The following is a 16,694-nucleotide window of genomic DNA, read 5'->3' as shown; positions in this document are numbered from 1 at the left end:
CCGCGGGGCCGGTTCGGTTGCAACCGGCGGTGCCGGTACTGCCTGTTCTGCTGAAAGTTGTCGCGCCATGGGTGCCTCCGGCAAGCAGATGGTTGGCACGGCAGGCTAGCGCATCCGCACGGCGCTGTCCCGTGCTGATACCGTCGCCGCCTCTAGCCCGACTGCCGGGCGGATCAGTGGCTACCAGAGCTTCTTGGCTTCCTCGGCGCGGATCTCGTCCTCGATCTGCACCAGCAGCGCCCGCGCGCGCTCGCGCTCCGCGTCGGGCGGATCGGCATTCAGGATGCGCTCGAGCCGCCGCAGCGCCTCCTCCGCTCTGCCTTTCTGGTGCAGCACCCGGGCCGAAAGCCACATCAGCCCCGTGTCGGTGGGATGCAGCGGCAGGACGCGGTCCAGCGTCAGCTCCGCATCGCGCCACTCCCCCGCCTCCACCTGCGCGCTCACCAGCGTATGCGCGACCTCCACCGAGTCCGGCTTGACCTCCAGCGCACGCTGCGCATACTCCATGGCGCGCCGCGGGTCCTGCGCGAGCGCGTACCAGGCCAAGTTGTTCAGCGCCACCGCGTGGTTCGGCGCCAGCGCCAGTGCGCGTTCGTACTCGGCAATCGCCTCCGTCACCCGCTCCGCCTGCACCAGGTGCCCCGCGCGCGTCACGCGCACCTCGACATCGTCCGGGTGCGCGTCGAGCCACTCGGCCGTGCGGCCGATGGCGTCCTCGACCCGCCCGGACTGCGCCTCGGCGTTCGCCAGCGCCAGCAGCGTGCGCTCCGACGGCAGCGTGCGATAGGCATGCTTGAGCGGCGCGACCGCCTGGGTGGCCCGGTCCGTCGCCGTCAAGATCAAGCCGAAGAGGAAATCCGCCAGCGGCGGGCGGTCCAGATCCGCCAGCACCGGACCCAGCAGCCGCTCCGCCTGTTCGAAGAGGCCCGTCGCAATGTGCAGACGCACCAGTTCCAACAGCGCCGGCTCATGTGTCGGATCGATGCTCAGCATCTGCTCCAAGGTTCGCTGCAATGCCGCTTTGTCGTCCAATCGGGTCAGAATCTGAGCGTACAGACCATGGGCATCCAGCGATTTGGGCAACAGGGTGACAAGATCGCGCCCTGCATCCGCAGCGAGCTGCGGCGATTCGTTTGCCAACAGTGCCTCTGCGAGCAAGCGCACATAGGCCGCGTCGCGCCGAAAGCTCGCCTCGGCACCCTCGCGCAAGGCTGCCACGGCCGGCTGTGGGTTGCCCTGCGCCAGCCAGAGTCGGGCGAGTGCCATCCGCGGCTCAAGCGCGCTCGGGTGCGCCATGATCGCCTGCTCCAGCAACGCCACGGCCTCATCCGGTCGGGCCTGCGCCGCAAGCATTGCAGCGCGTCCCATCAGTGCGTCCAGATCATCCGGCGCTTGTTCCAAGACGCTTGCGTAGTGCGCCTCCGCGCTCGACGCGTCTCCCGTTTCCAGGGCGAGAGCGGCCAGCTTGAGATGCGCCCGCCGGTGCCCGGGAGCCATCGCCAGCACCTCCGCCAAGGCCTCCTGTGCCGCCGTCCTGCGCCCGGCTGCCAGCAGCACCTCGGCGCGCAAGAAGCCCGGCTGCGCATCGTCTGGATAGCGCGCGCTGAAACGCTCTGCCCAGTCCAGCGCCATCGTCCAATCCTGTGTCCGAACGTAGTAGGCGATGAGGTACTGATAGGCCGGACGGTAGTCCGGATGCGCGGACACCAGAGCGCCTAATGCCATGGCACCGCGCGTGTCTGCGCCGCTCAGCACCAGGGCAACGGACAGGTCCAACTGCGAACGCGGGTCGTCCGGGCGCGCATCCACCAAGGCGGTGAGCAAGGGCACCGCGTCGGCGGCCTTGTCCTGTGCGACCAGAGCGGCCGCCAGCAGCCGCCGCGGTAGCGGATTGCCGGGCAGCACCGAGGGCAAGGGGCGCAGCAACCGCTCGGCCTCCGCGTAACGGCCCTGGTTGAAGCGAATCGCCCCCATCACTAGGCGAGCCTGTACATTACCCGGCGCCAGTGTCAGCACCCGCGCCAGCCAGTCCTCGGCATGGCTGGTGCGGCCGATGCTGTAGGCCGCGATGCCGCCGAAGAGCAGCGTCGCCGCATGAGCCGGTTGCAACTGGTTGGCCGCCTCGAACGCCTGCAGGGCTTGCTCGGCGTCGCCTGCGAGCAACAGCAGGCGTGCCCGTGGATACAGCGCCGCGAAGGTCTCTGGCACCGCCGCCTCCAGGCGCGCGGTGTCGTCCGCGGCACCGTCACTATCGCCAAGGTCGAGGCGCACCTCGGCGCGCAGGAAGCGTACCTGCACCTTGAAGGTGGCGTTCTCCAGGGCGCGGCTGTAGAGCGCCTCCGCCTGCGTCAGGTCGCCACGGTGGCGCTCCAGGTCGGCGAGGAAGCCAAGGGCGTCGGCGTCGTCCGGAAAGGCCTCGACTAGCCCTTGCAACTCCAGGCGCGCCCGATCCTGACGGCCTTGGGCGACAAGAATCCGGGCACGCGCTACGCCGATGGCCGCGCTGTTCGGGCTCGCAAGCGCCGCCTCCTGCAAGCGTCGCTCCGCGGCAGCGAAGTCCTCTCGCTGTGCGTGCGCCTGGGCTTGCAGGGCCATGACCGCAGCCTCGGCGTACGGCGACAGCGCGGGCGGCAGGTCCATAGCCAAAAGCTCGGCCGTATCGCCGGATACCAGCAAAGCTTTGGCCAACACAGGCAAGACCGAAGAGGGGCTAGTACCGGCAGCGAGTGCGGCCTTCAGGTGAGAGATGGCGTGCTCGGTGAAGCCCGCCTCCAGTTGTAGCTCGCCCACGCGCCAGCGCAGGCCGGCATGATCAGGGGTCTCGCCAAGGGCCGCCAACAATAGGTTAACAGCCTCGACGGAGCGACCTTGTTCGACCAAGACATTGGCCTTGAGGAGTTGATCCTCGGGGGTCGTCGGCGGCGCTGGATGACAAGCGGCGAGGGCGACGGAGAGACACAGCGCCGGAAACAGAAGGCCGGGGCGAACCCCATGCCGGAACGCTACTGTGCTGGCGCTCGGCATGAACGGCGTGCAAGGACCAGAGCGAGCGTGCCCGCGCGCTGTGCGGTCGGCCCGCACGCCGTTAGGCGCAGAACAGCGGCCAGCACAGGGATATCGCGATTCGCTTACAGCGGGAGCCGAGTGGCAGGCGTCCTGCGACGACGCCAAACAAGAGGCACAAGCCCGGCGAGCACCAAGCTCCAGGCAGGTGGAACCGGCACGTTGCTGGGCCCTGTTCCTGCGCTGGCCATCGTCGTTGCCGTAACCGAAAGCGTGTAGTCATTGTTCGCGCCCGCAACGAGCGTAAACGGATCATTGCCGGTATTCGCGTAGATGAAGACCGTTCGGTTGTCTTGGAGGTCCCCATCGGTCGTCTGGAGATTCAAGATTTCCTGCGAACCAAACGTAATGCCGCTACCACTCAGGCTCACCTCCAGTAGGACGCGCGCCTCTGCCATATCCGATACATCGTCAGGACGCGCGAGAGCCTGGGCGGCGAACTCCACCCTGAAGTATGTGTCCACAGTTACGTTTGGACGCAGGGACGTGACACTCGTCCACTCACCGTTAGCTGTGCCGGTGGTCGACCCGCTGAGCAGCGACACATCCGAGCGCAAACCGCCGGACAGACCCGCTTTATCGCCGGGCACAGCCGCGTAGTAGCCGTCGAGTTCCGAATAACCGCTGACGGCCTGACTTCCCAAAGTGCCGATCGGATTAAGGTTTGCCGTACAGCCAGGACCGGTGCCGTTCGAGCAAGCCGGACCGACCTCAAGGGGTCCCAGACCACCAGTAGCGAGATGGGACCGAGTCGTGGGCGGCGACGGTGCCGGGACCGCGACGCCGTTGAGCGCGCCCATCAGCGCAACTTCGTCACTGCCCCCACGCAGCACCGTGTCCTGTTGCGGCCCCGGCGGCCCCCCCAGCACGAGCGAGGTCAGGACGATGTCTTCGCCCAAGGGGCCGCCCCCCACGCGATACCAGGAGAAGTCAACGATATTGAGCGAAGCACTAGCCAAGGCTTTTGCGTACACCGCCGACGGCAACGTGCCGGCAACGCCAAGCCCGACTATGACGAACGCCAAGACCGCAGTGCGCAGATCAATCCTCCGGCCGGTCGGCCGAGATTCGCCCGCGGCGGTTACACGAGACGACCCGGAAACCAAGGTCCGCTCAGCCGCTGAAGAAATTGTCAGAGAAGCCATACGCGCAGACTCTTTACACTTTCGGGTCGAGAAACCCCGCTTGGGCGTATCTCCAGCAAAGAACATGCCGACCCTCCCCAGCTACTTGTTTTGATTAAAGGAATTGTGCGAAACCCGCAGGTAGGTTATCAGCGATCCCCTGAAAGCTGTAAAGTTTCCTGACAGACAGCGCCGCTTGACCGATCAGATTCGCGCTCGGGCGCCGAGCGACACGGCTAGACGACACGACCCGGAGATTTGACGATGTTTCGTGACCAGGCCGCAGTCGGCCTCGGACAGATGCTGGGGCGCACCGGGCTCGAGGTCGTCGCCGTGCCCGGCGCGGAGCAGATCCCCGGCAGCCACTGGGGCGAGCCCGAGGCCGGCCTGATCGGGAATCGGCTGTTCGTGCGGGAGGATACCCCCCTGCACTCGGCGTTGCACGAGGCTTGCCATTACATTTGCATGACCGAAGCGCGCAGGCAGCGGCTGCACACCGACGCCGGCGGCGACGACGCGGAGGAGAACGCGGTGTGCTACTTGCAAATCCGCATCGCCGAGCAGTTGCCCGGCGTCGGCGCCGAGCGGCTGTGCCGAGACATGGACGCCTGGGGCTACTCCTTTCGCCTGGGCTCGGCGTGGGCCTGGTACCGGCACGACGCCGAGGATGCGCGGGCGCTGCTGCTGGACTGGGGCTTGGTCACGCCGGACGGCACGCCGACCTGGCGCTGCCGCCGCTGACCCTGACGCATTTATACTGCCCCCGTCATTCAGGCTGCACCCGCGGAGGCAAAGCGCATGGTCCCAACCCGGTTACTTCGGATTCCCACCCTCATCGGCTGCGGCACGCTGCTTTGGTGCACGGCCGCCGGCGCCGGCGATTGGCAGCCGTCCGCGGCACCGCCGTTGCCGGCGGGCACCGCCGCCGAGGCGCCGCTGCCCGGCTACCCGGCACCGCCGCAGATGCGCAGCCGGATGCCGCCCGCGCCGGGCTTCGGCCCCGCGGCTGGCGCTCCGGCGGGCGCCGACTACGACCCCGAGACGGGCCGCATCAGTTTCGAGTTCGCCGGGCTTGGCCTTACCCAGCAGCGCACCGACGACGCTTACGTGCTTGAGATCGATCTCCGCGGGCTGCCGCCGGAGCAGGTGGAGATCCGGCCCTTGGGCCAGGGCCTCCTGCTCGCGGTGCGGCGCACGGCCGAGACGACCCGGCAAGAGACCGCCGCCGACGGCCAGGGCTACCGGCGCAGTTGGTCCTACGCGAGCGGCCAGCGCGCCAAGCGCCTGCCGGCGCCGCCGGATGCGGACCTCGCGGCCATGGAGCGCCAGGCCACCGAGGACGCCATCAGTATCCGCATCCCGCGTCGCGGCATGGGCCCGGGCGCCGTGCCGATGCCGGGCGAACCGCTGCCGCCGGCCCTGTCCGGCCAGCCGCCGGCACCGGCCGCTGCCGCACCCGAGGCGGGGCAATGAGCACGCCCTTCGCCACCGCCCAGGCCGCCGAGGACGCCTTCTACGACGCGCTGGAGGAGCGCGACGCGGACCTGATGGCGCGGGTCTGGGACGACTCGCCGGACGTCGCCTGCATGCTGCCGATGCAGCCCATCGTCCACGGCGTGCAGGTGCGCAACATGATGCGGGATCTGCTGCGCAGCAAGGTGCCGCTGGACATCAAGGTCACGCACATCCGCTGGGTGGAGCTCGGCGATGTCGCCATCCATTACCTGGAGGAGCACAACAACGCGGCCCGGACGCCGGCGAACGCGCCGGGCATCTACGCCACCAACGTGTTCCGCCGCCGCGGGGAGGCGGGCTGGAGCATGATCCTGCACCAGAACTCGCCACCGCCCCCGCCGGCGCGCTGAGGCTTGGCCGCCCGCCCCGTGCCCGCCGCCGCGCCGCTGTCGGTCCGCCTCGAAACCCTCGGCTGCCGCCTGAACGAGGCGGAGCTGGAGGCCTGGGCGCGACAGTTCCGCGGCCGCGGCTGCCGCATCGCCGGCGCCGATGAGCCGGCCGACCTCGTCGTCGTCAACACCTGCGCCGTCACGGCGGAGGCCACGCGCAAGTCGCGCGGGCTGCTGCGACGCCTCAAGCGCCGGCACCCGGCGGCGCGGCTGGTGGTGAGCGGCTGTGCCGCCTCGCTGGCGGACGTGGACCTGGGCGACGCGCGCATCGATCTGGTGGTGGACAACGCGGACAAAGACCGGCTCGTGGAGCTGGCCGCCGCGGCGCAATTGCTGCCCCCGGGATTGCCGGGACCGGACCCGGATGCCGACGCCGCCGAGACGCTGTTCGCCCGCGGGCGCCAGCGCGCCTTCGTCAAGGTCCAGGACGGCTGCCGCTACCAGTGCACCTTCTGCATCACCACGGTGGCCCGCGGCGCCGAGCGCAGCCGCCCGCTCGCGGACATCGTCGCCGAGGTCAACGCCGTGGCGGGCGGTGACACCGGCGTGCAGGAGGTCGTCCTGACCGGCGTGCAGCTCGGCGGCTACGGCCGCGACCAAGGGGTGGCAGGGCTCGACCTCGCCCGGCTCATCCACACGCTGCTCGCGGAGACCGACGTGCCGCGCATCCGTTTGGGCTCCGTGGAGCCTTGGGACCTGCCGGCAGGCTTTTGGCGCCTGTTCAAGGACCCACGGCTCATGCCGCATCTGCACCTGCCGCTACAGAGTGGCGCCGACAGCGTGCTGACGCGCATGGCGCGGCGCTGTCGCAGCGCCGAGTTTCGAGCGCTGGTGGGCGCGGCCCGCGCCGCGGTCCCGGACATCGGCATCAGCACCGACATCATCGTCGGCTTTCCGGGCGAGACCGACGCGCAATGGCAAGCAACCATGGATTTGGTAGCGGAGCTCGGCTTCGGGCAACTGCATATCTTTCCGTACTCGCCGCGGGCCGGCACCCGGGCGGCAACCATGCCGGCGCAGGTGCCGGAGCCCGTCAAGCGCGAGCGCGCGCGGCAGCTCGCCGAGCTCGGCGCCGTGCTGAGGGCGGCGAGCCTGGATGCCCGGGTGGGCCGCACGCTGCCGGTGCTGATCGAGGGCGAGCAGGAAGACGCCGCCGGGCGCTACGCGGGGGGCTTCACCCCCGACTACCTGCCGGTGCGGCTGCGCAATGCGCCGCCGGAGCTCGTCGGCCGCATCGCGCCGGCCCGGCTGCTCGCCCGCAGCGCCGACGACGCGGCGCTGGAGGCCTGCCTGGCGCCGCCCGCCGCAGCGCTGTCGCACAAGGGGGACCGTCAGTAGCCGCCGCGCTGGGTCGCGGACTGTTGGTTGTCCAACTCGTCGGCGATGTACGCGAGCGCGAGGCCCGTCTCCCGCGTCCAGCTCAGCTCGATGCGCCAGCCGAGGCTGGTCGCCCACACATGCACCGCCCGGCCCTCGCCGCGCCGGATGGAGATTTGCTTCCGCCCCGGCGTGCGGGCGTAGGCCGGGAAGCTGCTCTGGTCCTGCCCCTCGCCGTACTTCTCGCGCAACAGCCGGTACAGGTCCTCGTACTGGAGCTGCGAGGCGATGCGGTGCTCACGCAGCACCTTGTACACGCTACCGCGCCAGGCGAGCACGTAGTCCCGATCGCGGCTCTCGTAGTAGATCAGCGCCACGCGCTCGCCCTGATCCTGCCGCAGCGCCGGCGGCTGCTGCTGGGCCAGCGCGTTCACGTCGCCGCCGAGGCAGTACTTGTTGAAGACGAGCTTGAGACAGGGCTGCGGCTGAGCGACGCCGAGGCCGGCCCAGCAGAGCGTCAGCAGCAGCACTGCGACAGATGGCAAGCGATGGCGCAAGGCGAGGATCGAGAGGCCCGATTGCCGCTGCTGGGTCATCGCATCATGCCGCCGTGGTTGCCGAGGGGGGCGGCAGGATAACGCATCAGGGCTAGGGGCTGGCGGCGGAGCCGACCGATAGGGCCCGCAGGGCCAAGGGCCGAGGGAGCCCGCCTCGGCCCTTGGCCCTTGGCCCTCCGCCCACCGCCCTCCGCCCAAGCCGCCTTATTCGTCCGTAAACCCAGCCGCCTTGTGCGAGCCGTCGCAGAACGGCTTGTTCTTGGACGCCCCGCAGCGGCACAGGAAGGCCTTCTCGCCTTGCCAGGCGATGCGCCCGGTGCCGGCGCGGATGGTCAGGTTGCCCTCGACCATGAGCGGCCCGTTCGGGATGCGCCGCACCTTGAGCGGGCCGCCGGTGGCGCTCCGGCCCGGACCGGTCTCGCCGACGGCGCCGAAGTCCTCGAAGCCGGCCTTGAGGTGGCTGTTGTCGCAGAAGGGCTTGTTGGCGGAGGCGCCGCACCGGCACAGCGCCGCGCGAAAGCGGGTGCCGGCCATGTCCGGCGCCGCGTCGTCGATGTGCAGGTCGCCGGTGAGGTAGAGCGGCCCGTTGTAGGTGACGCTCGCGGTGTTCTCGGCCGGCGCCTGCTCGGGCTCGCCGGTCTTGTCCACGTAGCTCAGAGCACCGCTCGGGCAGCGCTCGCAGACATCGCGCACCTCGGCGCGGCTTACCTCGTCCGGCACGCACCAGGGGTCGCGCCCGCCCTCGAACAGGGTGTTGGCCGCGTTGCCGCACTCGCCGATGTGGATGCACAGGCGCTCGTCCCAGTGCACGTCGATCTCGCTGCCGGGGAAATCGTGGATTGGCTTGTCGCTCATCGTGGCTCCGCGTTGGCTGATGGATTGGCTGCGGGGAGGGGGATGGCCGCGGGCACGCGGCATCGGGCGCGGCCGAACTGCCGGCCAGCTCCCACAGATGCGGGCGCTGCGGGGCGCGGCAACCGGCGGCGGGTGCGATGATTCAGGGCAGATCGAACAACAGCACCTCGCCGGCCGCGATACCCTCGATGCCGAACTGCTCACCGGCGCCGAGGCGCGCACCGTCGCCGGCATCGAGCTCGGCGCCGTTCACGCGCACCGAACCGCGGGCCACGTGCACATAGCCCTCACGGTCGGCGGCGAGCTGATGGGTCACCGCGGTGCCGTCGTCGGGCCGCGTCGCGTAAAGGAGCGCGTCCTGATGCGTGGCAATGCTGCCCTGGCGCCCGTCCGGCGACACCAGCAGCAGGAGCCGGTTGCGCTTGGCCGCGTCGGAGAATGCCTGCTGCGCGTAGCGCGGCTCAACGCCCTGCTGGTTCGGCACGAGCCAGATCTGCAACAGGTGCACGGGCTCGGTGCTGGAGGCGTTGTACTCGCTGTGGCGCACACCGCGACCCGCTGCCATGTACTGGACATCGCCGGCCGCGATGACCGAGCCGTTGCCCATGCTGTCTTTGTGCTGCAGGGCGCCGTCGAGCACGTAGGTGACGATCTCCATGTCCTCGTGCCCATGGGTCGGAAACCCGCCACCGGGTGCGATGCGGTCGTCGTTGATGACGCGCAGGTTCGAGCAGCCCATGTGCGCCGGGTCGTAGTAGCTGGAGAACGAGAAGGTATGCCAGGTGTCGAGCCAGCCATGATCGGCGTGGCCGCGGTCCTCGGCACGGCGGATGGTGAGCATGTCAGCCTCCGGCAGCTTGTCGAACGACTGGCCAGCAATGTGAGGGCTGCGGGTCCGCAGCACGAGCACCGAAAACGTAACACGATGGCCGTCGGCGCTACGCCGCGTCGGTCGGTTGCGCGTGCAGCCGGGCGCAACAGCAGCATGCGCGTTGTGCCATCGGTGCGCCGCCCGTACCTTATCGGCAAAGCCTCGGTTTCTCGGTCGGACATACCCGGCCGCCCCGCCTACAGGATCCGTCATGCCTATCGCCCTTAACCGCGCGCCCGACGCCGCGCCCGTCCCGCCCTTCGAGCACAGCTACGCAGGGCTGCCCGGGCACTTCTACGCGGAGATCCCGCCGACGCCGGTGCGTGAGCCGACGCTGCTGCGGCTGAACCAAGCACTGGCCGCGGAGCTGGGGCTCGATGCGGACTGGCTCGCCGGCGCGGACGGTGTGGCCATGCTCGCCGGCAACCGACTGCCGGACAGGGTGCGGCCCATCGCGATGGCCTATGCCGGGCATCAGTTCGGCAATTTCGTGCCGAGCCTGGGCGACGGGCGCGCGATCCTGCTCGGTGAGGTCAACGACCGCCAGGGCCGCCGCCGCGACGTGCAGCTCAAGGGCGCCGGGCGCACGCCCTTCTCGCGCTCCGGCGACGGCCGCGCCGCGCTTGGGCCCGTGCTGCGGGAGTACATCCTGGGCGAGGCCATGCAGGGCTTGGGCATCCCGACCACGCGGGCACTGGCCATGGTGGCCACCGGCGAGCCCGTGTTCCGCGATGCTGCCGAGCCCGGCGCCATCCTGACCCGCGTCGCCGCGAGCCACATCCGCGTCGGCACCTTCGAGTATTTCGCGCGCCGCGGCGACCGCGAGGCCGTGCAGCGGCTCGCGGACTATCTCATCGCGCGCCATTACCCGGAGCTCGCCGAGGACGACAACCCTTATGCGGCCCTCATCGCCGCCGTCGCCGCGCGCCAAGGCGAGCTCATCGCGCGCTGGCTCTTGGTGGGCTTCATCCACGGCGTCATGAACACCGACAACATGGCGCTGTCCGGCGAGACCATCGACTACGGCCCCTGCGCCTTCATGGACGCCTACGACCCGAATCAGGTCTACAGCTCCATCGACCGCTACGGGCGCTATGCCTACGGCCAGCAGCCGAGTATCGGGCTGTGGAACCTGACCCAGCTCGCCAACAGCCTGCTGACGCTCTTGGACGATGACCCCGAGCAGGCCAAGACCAAGGCAAGATCCGCGCTCGACGCCTACGGCAAGGCCTTCGAGCCCGCCTATTACGGCGGCCTGCGCGCCAAGCTCGGGCTCCTCGACACGCAGCAGTCCGACAAGTCCGCCGATGACGAGCTGGTGACGGAGCTCCTCGGCCGCATGGCCCAGCATCGTGCCGACTTCACCAACACGTTCAGGCTATTGAGCGACGCTGACCCGGACGCTCCGGCCACGCTGGAGCCGGTCCGCGCCCTGTTCGGCAAGCCCGACGCCTTCGACGAATGGACCACGCGATGGCGCACGCGCCTCGCCGCCCAACAGGAGCCCAACGCCGAGCGCCAGGCCCGCATGCGCGCACGCAACCCCGCCTACATCCCGCGCAACCATCGGGTGCAGGAGGTCATCACCGCCGCCGTGGAGCGCGGCGACTTGGCCCCGCTGGAGCCGCTGCTGACGGTCGTCTCGCGACCCTACGAGGAGCATCCGGACCTGATCGACTACCGCAGACCGCCCGAGGAGCACGAGGTGGTGCGGCAGACCTTCTGCGGAACTTGAGAGGCGGCGGCGTTCGGACTGGCCAGGTGGGTCGGGATCGGTCGCCACTCGGTTCGATTTCGATTTCGATAGCGATTTCGATCCGCCCCGGAGGGCCGGACTACGCACGCTGCCGCAGCGCCCTCACCCCACCCACACCCGCGCATTGCGGAACAGCCGCAGCCAGGGCGCGTCCTCGCTCCAGCCGTCCGGGTGCCAACTGTGCTGAACGCTGCGGAACACCCGCTCCGGGTGCGGCATCAGGATGGTGACGCGCCCGTCGGTGGTGGTGAGCCCGGTGATGCCGCCCGGTGAGCCGTTGGGGTTGGCGGGGTAGCGCTCGGCCGGCTCGCCGGTGTGCTCGACATAGCGCACGCCGACATAGGGCGCGGCGGCGGCGAGCTGCCCGGCATCGGCGAACTCCGCCCGGCCCTCGCCGTGGGCGACGGCGATGGGCAGGCGCGAGCCCGCCATGCCGGCGAGCAGCACCGATGGCGTCTCCAGCACCTCCACCAGCGCCAGCCTGGCCTCGAACTGCTCCGAGCGGTTGCGCACGAACTGCGGCCAGTGGCCGGCGCCCGGGATCAGCTCGCGCAGGTTCGCGAGCATCTGGCAGCCGTTGCAGACGCCGAGCGCAAAGGTCTCTTCGCGGTCGAAGAAGGCCTCGAACTGCTCCCGCGCCCGCGGGTTGAACAGGATGGTCTTGGCCCAGCCGGCGCCGGCGCCAAGCACGTCCCCGTAGCTGAAGCCGCCGCAGGCCGCGAGCCCCTTGAAGCCGGCGAGGTCCGCGCGCCCGGCGATGATGTCGGACATGTGCACGTCGATGCAGTCGAAGCCGGCGCGGTGGAAGGCCGCGGCCATCTCCACCTGGCCGTTGACGCCCTGCTCGCGCAGCACCGCGAGCCGCGGGCGCACGCCGGTCTTGATGTACGGCGCCGCCACGTCGTCGGCCGGCGCGAAGCCGAGCGCCGCATGCAGCCCGGGGTCGTCGTCGGCATCGATGCGGGCATGCTCCTCATCGGCGCAGTCCGGGTTGTCGCGCAGGCGCTGCATCTGCCAGCTCGTTTCGGACCAGAGCCGTTGCAGCTCGGCGCGGGTGGCGTCGATGAGCACGTCGCCGGCGCTGCGCACGACGATGCGCTGCGCGCGGGTCGGCCGGCCGATGACGGCGGCGCACTCGCCGAGGCCATGCTCGGCGAGGCAGGCCAGCACCGCGTCGCGCTCGGCGGCGCGCACCTGGAGCACGGCGCCGAGCTCCTCGCTGAACAGCGCCGCGACGGGCTCCCGCCCGCCCTGCGGCAACAGCGCGAGGTCCACGTCGACGCCGCAGCGCCCGGCGAAGGCCATCTCCGCGAGCGTCACCAAGAGCCCGCCGTCGGAGCGGTCGTGGTAGGCGAGCAGCTTGCCCTCGGCATTGAGCTGCTGCACCGCGTTGAACAACCCGCGCAGCAGCTCGGCGTCATCCAGATCCGGCGGCGTGCTGCCGAGCACACCGAACACCTGCGCCAGGCAGGAGCCGCCGAGCCGGTCTTGGCCGGAGCCTAAGTCCACCAGCGCCAGCGCCGTCTCTTCCAACGAGCCATTCGGCGACGCCTGGAGCTGCGGGGTCAGACTCCGTGATGCATCGGTCACCGGCGCGAAGGCCGAGACGATGAGCGACAGCGGCGCGGCCATCGCGTGCCGCTCGCCGCCCTGCCCCTGCCAGACCGTCTTCATGCTCATGGAGTCCTTGCCGACGGGGATGGCGATGCCGAGCGCCGGGCACAACACCTCGCCCACGGCGTGGACGGTGTCGTAGAGCCGCGCGTCCTCGCCCGGATGCCCCGCCGCCGCCATCCAGTTGGCGGAGAGCTTGATGTCGCCGAGCTTCGCGATGGGCGCGGCGGCGATGTTCAGCACCGCCTCGGCCACGGCCATGCGCCCGGCGGCCGGGGCGTCGAGCAGCGCGAGCGGCGTGCGCTCGCCGATGGCCATGGCCTCGCCGGTGCGGCCGTCGTAGTCGGTCAGTGTCACGGCGCAGTCGGCCACCGGCACCTGCCAGGGGCCGACCATCTGGTCCCGCGCCACGAGCCCGGTGACGGTGCGATCCCCGATGCTGATGAGGAAGGTCTTGCACGCCACGGCCGGCAGCCTGAGCACGCGCCGCACGGCCTCGCCGAGGTCGATGCCGGCGGGGTCGAAGGGCTCGGCAGGATCGGGCAGCCGCGCCACGGCGCGGGTCATCTTCGGCGGCTTGCCGAACAGGAGTTGCATCGGCATGTCGATGGGCGCATCGCCGAAGTGCGCATCCGTCAGCTTGAGCCGGGCGTCCTGCTCGGCCTCGCCGACCACCGCATAGGGGCAGCGCTCGCGCTCGCAGATGGCCGCAAAGTCGCCGAGCTGCGCGCGGTCCACGGCCAGCACATAGCGCTCCTGCGCCTCGTTGCACCAGATCTCCATCGGCGCCATGCCGGGGTCGGCGTTCGGCACCCGGCGCAGCTCAAAGCTCGCGCCGCCCGACCCGCCATCGGCGCCGTCGTGCACCAGCTCCGGCAGCGCATTGGAGAGTCCGCCGGCGCCGACGTCGTGAATGAACAGGATCGGGTTGGCGTCGCCGCGTGCCCAGCAGCGGTCGATGACCTCCTGGCAGCGGCGCTGCATCTCGGGGTTCGCGCGCTGCACGGAGGCAAAGTCCAGATCCTCCGCCGACGCACCGCTCGCCATGCTCGACGCCGCCCCGCCGCCCAGGCCGATGAGCATCGCCGGCCCGCCCAGCACCACCAGCGCCGTGCCGGCCGAGAAGGCGGTCTTCTCGACGTGCTCGGCGCGGATACTGCCGAGCCCGCCCGCGAGCATGATGGGCTTGTGATAGCCGCGCAGCTCCGTGCCGCCGGCGGCCGTCGGCACCCGCTGCTCGTAGGTGCGAAACCAGCCGGCCAGGTTCGGGCGGCCGAACTCGTTGTTGAAGGCGGCGGCACCGATGGGGCCGTCGCGCATGATGTCGAGCGCCGAGACGATGCGCCCCGGCCGCCCCCAGTCCTGCCCCGCCTCCCAGGGCTGCTCGCAGCCCGGGATGCGCAGGTTCGACACCGAAAAGCCACACAACCCCGCCTTCGGCTTGGCACCGCGGCCGGTGGCGCCCTCGTCGCGGATCTCGCCGCCGGCGCCGGTGGCGGCGCCCGGGTCCGGTGCAATGGCGGTGGGGTGGTTGTGCGTTTCGACCTTCATCAGGATGTGCACCGGCTCGCCGCTGGCGCGGTACAGGCCGGTGCCGGGCTCGGGCAAAAAGCGCCGGCCCGGCGAGCCCTCGATGACGGCGGCGTTGTCCTTGTAGGCGGACAGCACGCCGGCGGGGGAAGCGTCGGTGCTGTGGCGGATCATGCCGAACAGCGAGCTCGGCCGCGGCTCGCCGTCGATGACCCAATCGGCGTTGAAGATCTTGTGCCGGCAGTGCTCGGAGTTGGCCTGCGCGAACATCATCAGCTCGACGTCGGTGGGGTTGCGGCCGAGGGCGCCGAAGCTGTCCACCAGATAGTCAATCTCGTCGGCGGACAGCGCGAGCCCGAGCGCGGCGTTGGCCGCCGCCAGCGCATCCCGGCCGCCGGCGAGCAAGTCCACCCGCGTCAGCGCTCTGGGCTCGGCCCGGGCGAAGAGGCGCTCCGCGTGCGCGACGTCGAACAGCACCGCCTCGGTCATGCGATCGTGCAACAGGGCGGCGGCGGTTGCGACGGCGTCGTCGTCGAGCGCCGGCGCATCGAGGTAGAACGCGACACCGCGCTCCAGCCGCAGGACCGCGTCGAGCCCGCAATGCTGAGCGATGTCCGTCGCCTTCGACGACCAGGGCGAGATGGTGCCGGGCCGCGGCACCACCAGCAGCAGCCGGCCCGCCGGCTCCGCGTCGACACCGGCCGCCGGGCCGTAGCGCAGCAGCCGCTCCAGCACGGCCAGCTCGCCTGCGGCCAAGTCGCGCGAGAGGTCCGCAAAGTGCATCAGCACCGCCGTCAGGCGCGCATCCGGCAGGCCGCCCGCGCGCAGTCGCTGCTCCAGCTTGGCCAGGCGAAAGGCGGACAGGGCGGGCGCGCCGCGCAGACAGAGCATCTCGGCAATCTCCGGGGGACTTTAGATTTCGATGCCGGCATGATACGTGAGCCGTCCGGGTACGCCGACGTCGGTCGGCCAACGAACGTCGGCATCGCTTGCCTTGCCCAGCAGGGCATCGACCGAGTCCTCCGTCCCACCTGCGTCAGCGGCCATCTGTCCTGCCACGACCCGCCCGCGCAGTTTGCGCCCGCCGTCGATCCGGCTACTCTGCACGATTGGCCCGAGCTGCTGCCCGCTATCGGCGAGCGTGCGCGGGGCTGACCAGCGGAAGGCCATCCGAGCCAAGCGATGCAGCGGACGGTTGAGGCCGCCGCTGATCGCGACGCAACCCTTTGACGCTCGCGCATTACCCGGGGGAATCCAGCCATGCGCCGAATCCTGTTCGCTATCCTATGCCTGCTCTGGTGGCTTCCGGCATGCGCCGAGGACCAAGACCTCACGCGGCTGTTCGCGGAGCAGGGCGTCGAAGGGACCATGATCATTGCCGCCCTGAACGGCGGGCAGACCTTCATCCACAACGCCCCCCGCGCGAACGCACGGTTTCCGATCGCCTCGACGTTCAAGATCCTGAACACGCTGATCGCGGTGCAAGAAGGGGCAATCGCCGGCAAGGACGCCGTGCTGACGTGGGACGGGCAGGTTCACGACTTCCCGGATTGGAATCGCGATCAGACCCTGGAGAGTGCGTTCAAGGTCTCCTGTGTCTGGTGCTATCAGGCGCTGGCGCGGCGGGTTGGCGCTGACACCTATCGGGCTTATTTGCGCGATCTGGCCTTCGGGGAGCTGACCGAGCCCTTCGACGGGACGACCTTCTGGCTCGACGGCGCCCTGCGCATCAGCGCCGTCGAGCAAGTGGAGTTTCTGAACAAGCTCCACCAGCGAGAGCTGCCGTTCAGCGCAGATGCGTACGCGACGCTGCGCGAGATCATGCTGGCGGAGCAGACCCCGGACCATGCACTGTGGGCCAAGACGGGCTGGGCGGCGCGCGTGAAGCCACAGGTGGGCTGGTATGTGGGCTATGTCGAGACACCCGCGGAAGTCTGGTTCTTCGCGATGAACATGGACGTGCGAAACGAGCAGGACTTGCCGCTGCGCCGGCAACTGACGCGCGCCGCGCTGCAAGCGAAGGGCATCATCGAGCGGCCAGGCAGCGCCTCGGACTGATAGGGGCCGGCAGAGCGGCCTGCACAGCCCGCTCCTGTCGCAGGT

The 16,694-nt window shown here is 70.1% G+C and carries 13 protein-coding genes; 6 read left to right on the top strand and 7 right to left on the bottom strand.

Going from position 1 to position 16,694, the window contains the following annotated elements; genetic code table 11:
• Positions 1-180 precede the first annotated feature (180 nt).
• A complete protein-coding gene (gene prsT / locus ML01_RS09010; protein WP_082674091.1) occupies positions 181-3,024 on the bottom strand; it encodes an XrtA/PEP-CTERM system TPR-repeat protein PrsT in 2,844 nt (947 codons plus the stop codon).
• 104 nt (positions 3,025-3,128) lie between these two features.
• Positions 3,129-4,208, bottom strand: coding sequence for a hypothetical protein (locus ML01_RS09005; protein WP_156427618.1), 1,080 nt, complete (start codon positions 4,206-4,208; stop codon positions 3,129-3,131).
• A 243-nt stretch (positions 4,209-4,451) separates the two neighbouring features.
• Here ML01_RS09005 and ML01_RS09000 point away from each other — a divergent pair, with 243 nt between their 5' ends.
• Genes ML01_RS09000 through mtaB form a run of 4 tightly spaced genes read left to right on the top strand, consistent with a single transcriptional unit; the run spans position 4,452 to position 7,429 of the window.
• The gene (locus ML01_RS09000) at positions 4,452-4,928 is read left to right on the top strand and encodes a hypothetical protein (protein WP_058555070.1); all 477 of its coding nucleotides are present in this window, start codon (positions 4,452-4,454) and stop codon (positions 4,926-4,928) included.
• A 57-nt stretch (positions 4,929-4,985) separates the two neighbouring features.
• Entirely contained in the window at positions 4,986-5,660 is a 675-nt protein-coding gene (locus ML01_RS08995) for an Hsp20/alpha crystallin family protein (RefSeq protein WP_058555069.1), read from the top strand.
• Positions 5,657-6,052 carry a nuclear transport factor 2 family protein gene (locus ML01_RS08990; protein WP_058555068.1) on the top strand — a complete coding sequence of 132 codons (396 nt, stop codon included), beginning with the start codon at positions 5,657-5,659 and terminating at the stop codon, positions 6,050-6,052. The genes ML01_RS08995 and ML01_RS08990 overlap by 4 nt, the downstream gene beginning before the upstream one ends.
• 3 nt (positions 6,053-6,055) lie before the next feature.
• The gene (gene mtaB, locus ML01_RS08985; protein WP_254045183.1) at positions 6,056-7,429 is read left to right on the top strand and encodes a tRNA (N(6)-L-threonylcarbamoyladenosine(37)-C(2))-methylthiotransferase MtaB; all 1,374 of its coding nucleotides are present in this window, start codon (positions 6,056-6,058) and stop codon (positions 7,427-7,429) included.
• Here mtaB and ML01_RS08980 read toward each other — a convergent pair.
• The 3 genes from ML01_RS08980 to ML01_RS08970 form a co-directional block, all read right to left on the bottom strand.
• Complete coding sequence (locus ML01_RS08980) at positions 7,423-7,953, bottom strand: hypothetical protein (RefSeq protein ID WP_156427616.1); 531 nt, start codon at positions 7,951-7,953, stop codon at positions 7,423-7,425. The genes mtaB and ML01_RS08980 overlap by 7 nt on opposite strands.
• A gap of 216 nt (positions 7,954-8,169) precedes the next feature.
• Complete coding sequence (locus tag ML01_RS08975; protein ID WP_058555066.1) at positions 8,170-8,820, bottom strand: CDGSH iron-sulfur domain-containing protein; 651 nt, start codon at positions 8,818-8,820, stop codon at positions 8,170-8,172.
• A gap of 142 nt (positions 8,821-8,962) precedes the next feature.
• Positions 8,963-9,661, bottom strand: a complete 699-nt coding sequence (locus ML01_RS08970) for a pirin family protein (RefSeq protein ID WP_058555154.1) — start codon at positions 9,659-9,661, stop codon at positions 8,963-8,965.
• Between the two features lie 241 nt (positions 9,662-9,902).
• Between ML01_RS08970 and ML01_RS08965 the strand changes: the two genes are divergently transcribed.
• Positions 9,903-11,426: a YdiU family protein gene (locus tag ML01_RS08965; protein ID WP_058555065.1), complete on the top strand. Its 1,524-nt coding sequence runs from the start codon at positions 9,903-9,905 to the stop codon at positions 11,424-11,426.
• A 123-nt stretch (positions 11,427-11,549) separates the two neighbouring features.
• Here ML01_RS08965 and purL read toward each other — a convergent pair whose 3' ends face one another.
• Both purL and ML01_RS08955 read right to left on the bottom strand, forming a co-directional pair.
• Positions 11,550-15,482 carry a phosphoribosylformylglycinamidine synthase gene (gene purL, locus ML01_RS08960; protein ID WP_058555064.1) on the bottom strand — a complete coding sequence of 1,311 codons (3,933 nt, stop codon included), beginning with the start codon at positions 15,480-15,482 and terminating at the stop codon, positions 11,550-11,552.
• Positions 15,483-15,503: 21 nt separating this feature from the next.
• On the bottom strand, positions 15,504-15,761 hold the full coding sequence (locus tag ML01_RS08955; RefSeq protein WP_058555063.1) for a hypothetical protein: 258 nt from the start codon (positions 15,759-15,761) through the stop codon (positions 15,504-15,506).
• Between the two features lie 90 nt (positions 15,762-15,851).
• Between ML01_RS08955 and blaOXA the strand changes: the two genes are divergently transcribed.
• Complete coding sequence (gene blaOXA, locus ML01_RS08950; RefSeq protein ID WP_058555062.1) at positions 15,852-16,649, top strand: class D beta-lactamase; 798 nt, start codon at positions 15,852-15,854, stop codon at positions 16,647-16,649.
• The last annotated feature ends 45 nt before the right edge of the window (positions 16,650-16,694 follow it).

This window comes from Thiohalocapsa sp. ML1, from assembly GCF_001469165.1.
Classification (GTDB): Bacteria; Pseudomonadota; Gammaproteobacteria; order Chromatiales; family Chromatiaceae; genus Thiohalocapsa.
This window is presented reverse-complemented; position numbering and strand designations above follow the sequence as displayed.

Excerpts from the sequence above, each read along its gene's own strand:
- prsT (WP_082674091.1), bottom strand. The coding sequence starts at position 3,024 with ATGCCGAGCGCCAGCACAGTAGCGTTCCGGCATGGGGTTCGCCCCGGC.
- ML01_RS09005 (WP_156427618.1), bottom strand. The coding sequence starts at position 4,208 with ATGGCTTCTCTGACAATTTCTTCAGCGGCTGAGCGGACCTTGGTTTCC.
- ML01_RS09000 (WP_058555070.1), top strand. The coding sequence starts at position 4,452 with ATGTTTCGTGACCAGGCCGCAGTCGGCCTCGGACAGATGCTGGGGCGC.
- ML01_RS08995 (WP_058555069.1), top strand. The coding sequence starts at position 4,986 with ATGGTCCCAACCCGGTTACTTCGGATTCCCACCCTCATCGGCTGCGGC.
- ML01_RS08990 (WP_058555068.1), top strand. The coding sequence starts at position 5,657 with ATGAGCACGCCCTTCGCCACCGCCCAGGCCGCCGAGGACGCCTTCTAC.
- ML01_RS08975 (WP_058555066.1), bottom strand. The coding sequence starts at position 8,820 with ATGAGCGACAAGCCAATCCACGATTTCCCCGGCAGCGAGATCGACGTG.
- ML01_RS08970 (WP_058555154.1), bottom strand. The coding sequence starts at position 9,661 with ATGCTCACCATCCGCCGTGCCGAGGACCGCGGCCACGCCGATCATGGC.
- ML01_RS08965 (WP_058555065.1), top strand. The coding sequence starts at position 9,903 with ATGCCTATCGCCCTTAACCGCGCGCCCGACGCCGCGCCCGTCCCGCCC.
- purL (WP_058555064.1), bottom strand. The coding sequence starts at position 15,482 with ATGCTCTGTCTGCGCGGCGCGCCCGCCCTGTCCGCCTTTCGCCTGGCC.
- ML01_RS08955 (WP_058555063.1), bottom strand. The coding sequence starts at position 15,761 with ATGGCCTTCCGCTGGTCAGCCCCGCGCACGCTCGCCGATAGCGGGCAG.
- blaOXA (WP_058555062.1), top strand. The coding sequence starts at position 15,852 with ATGCGCCGAATCCTGTTCGCTATCCTATGCCTGCTCTGGTGGCTTCCG.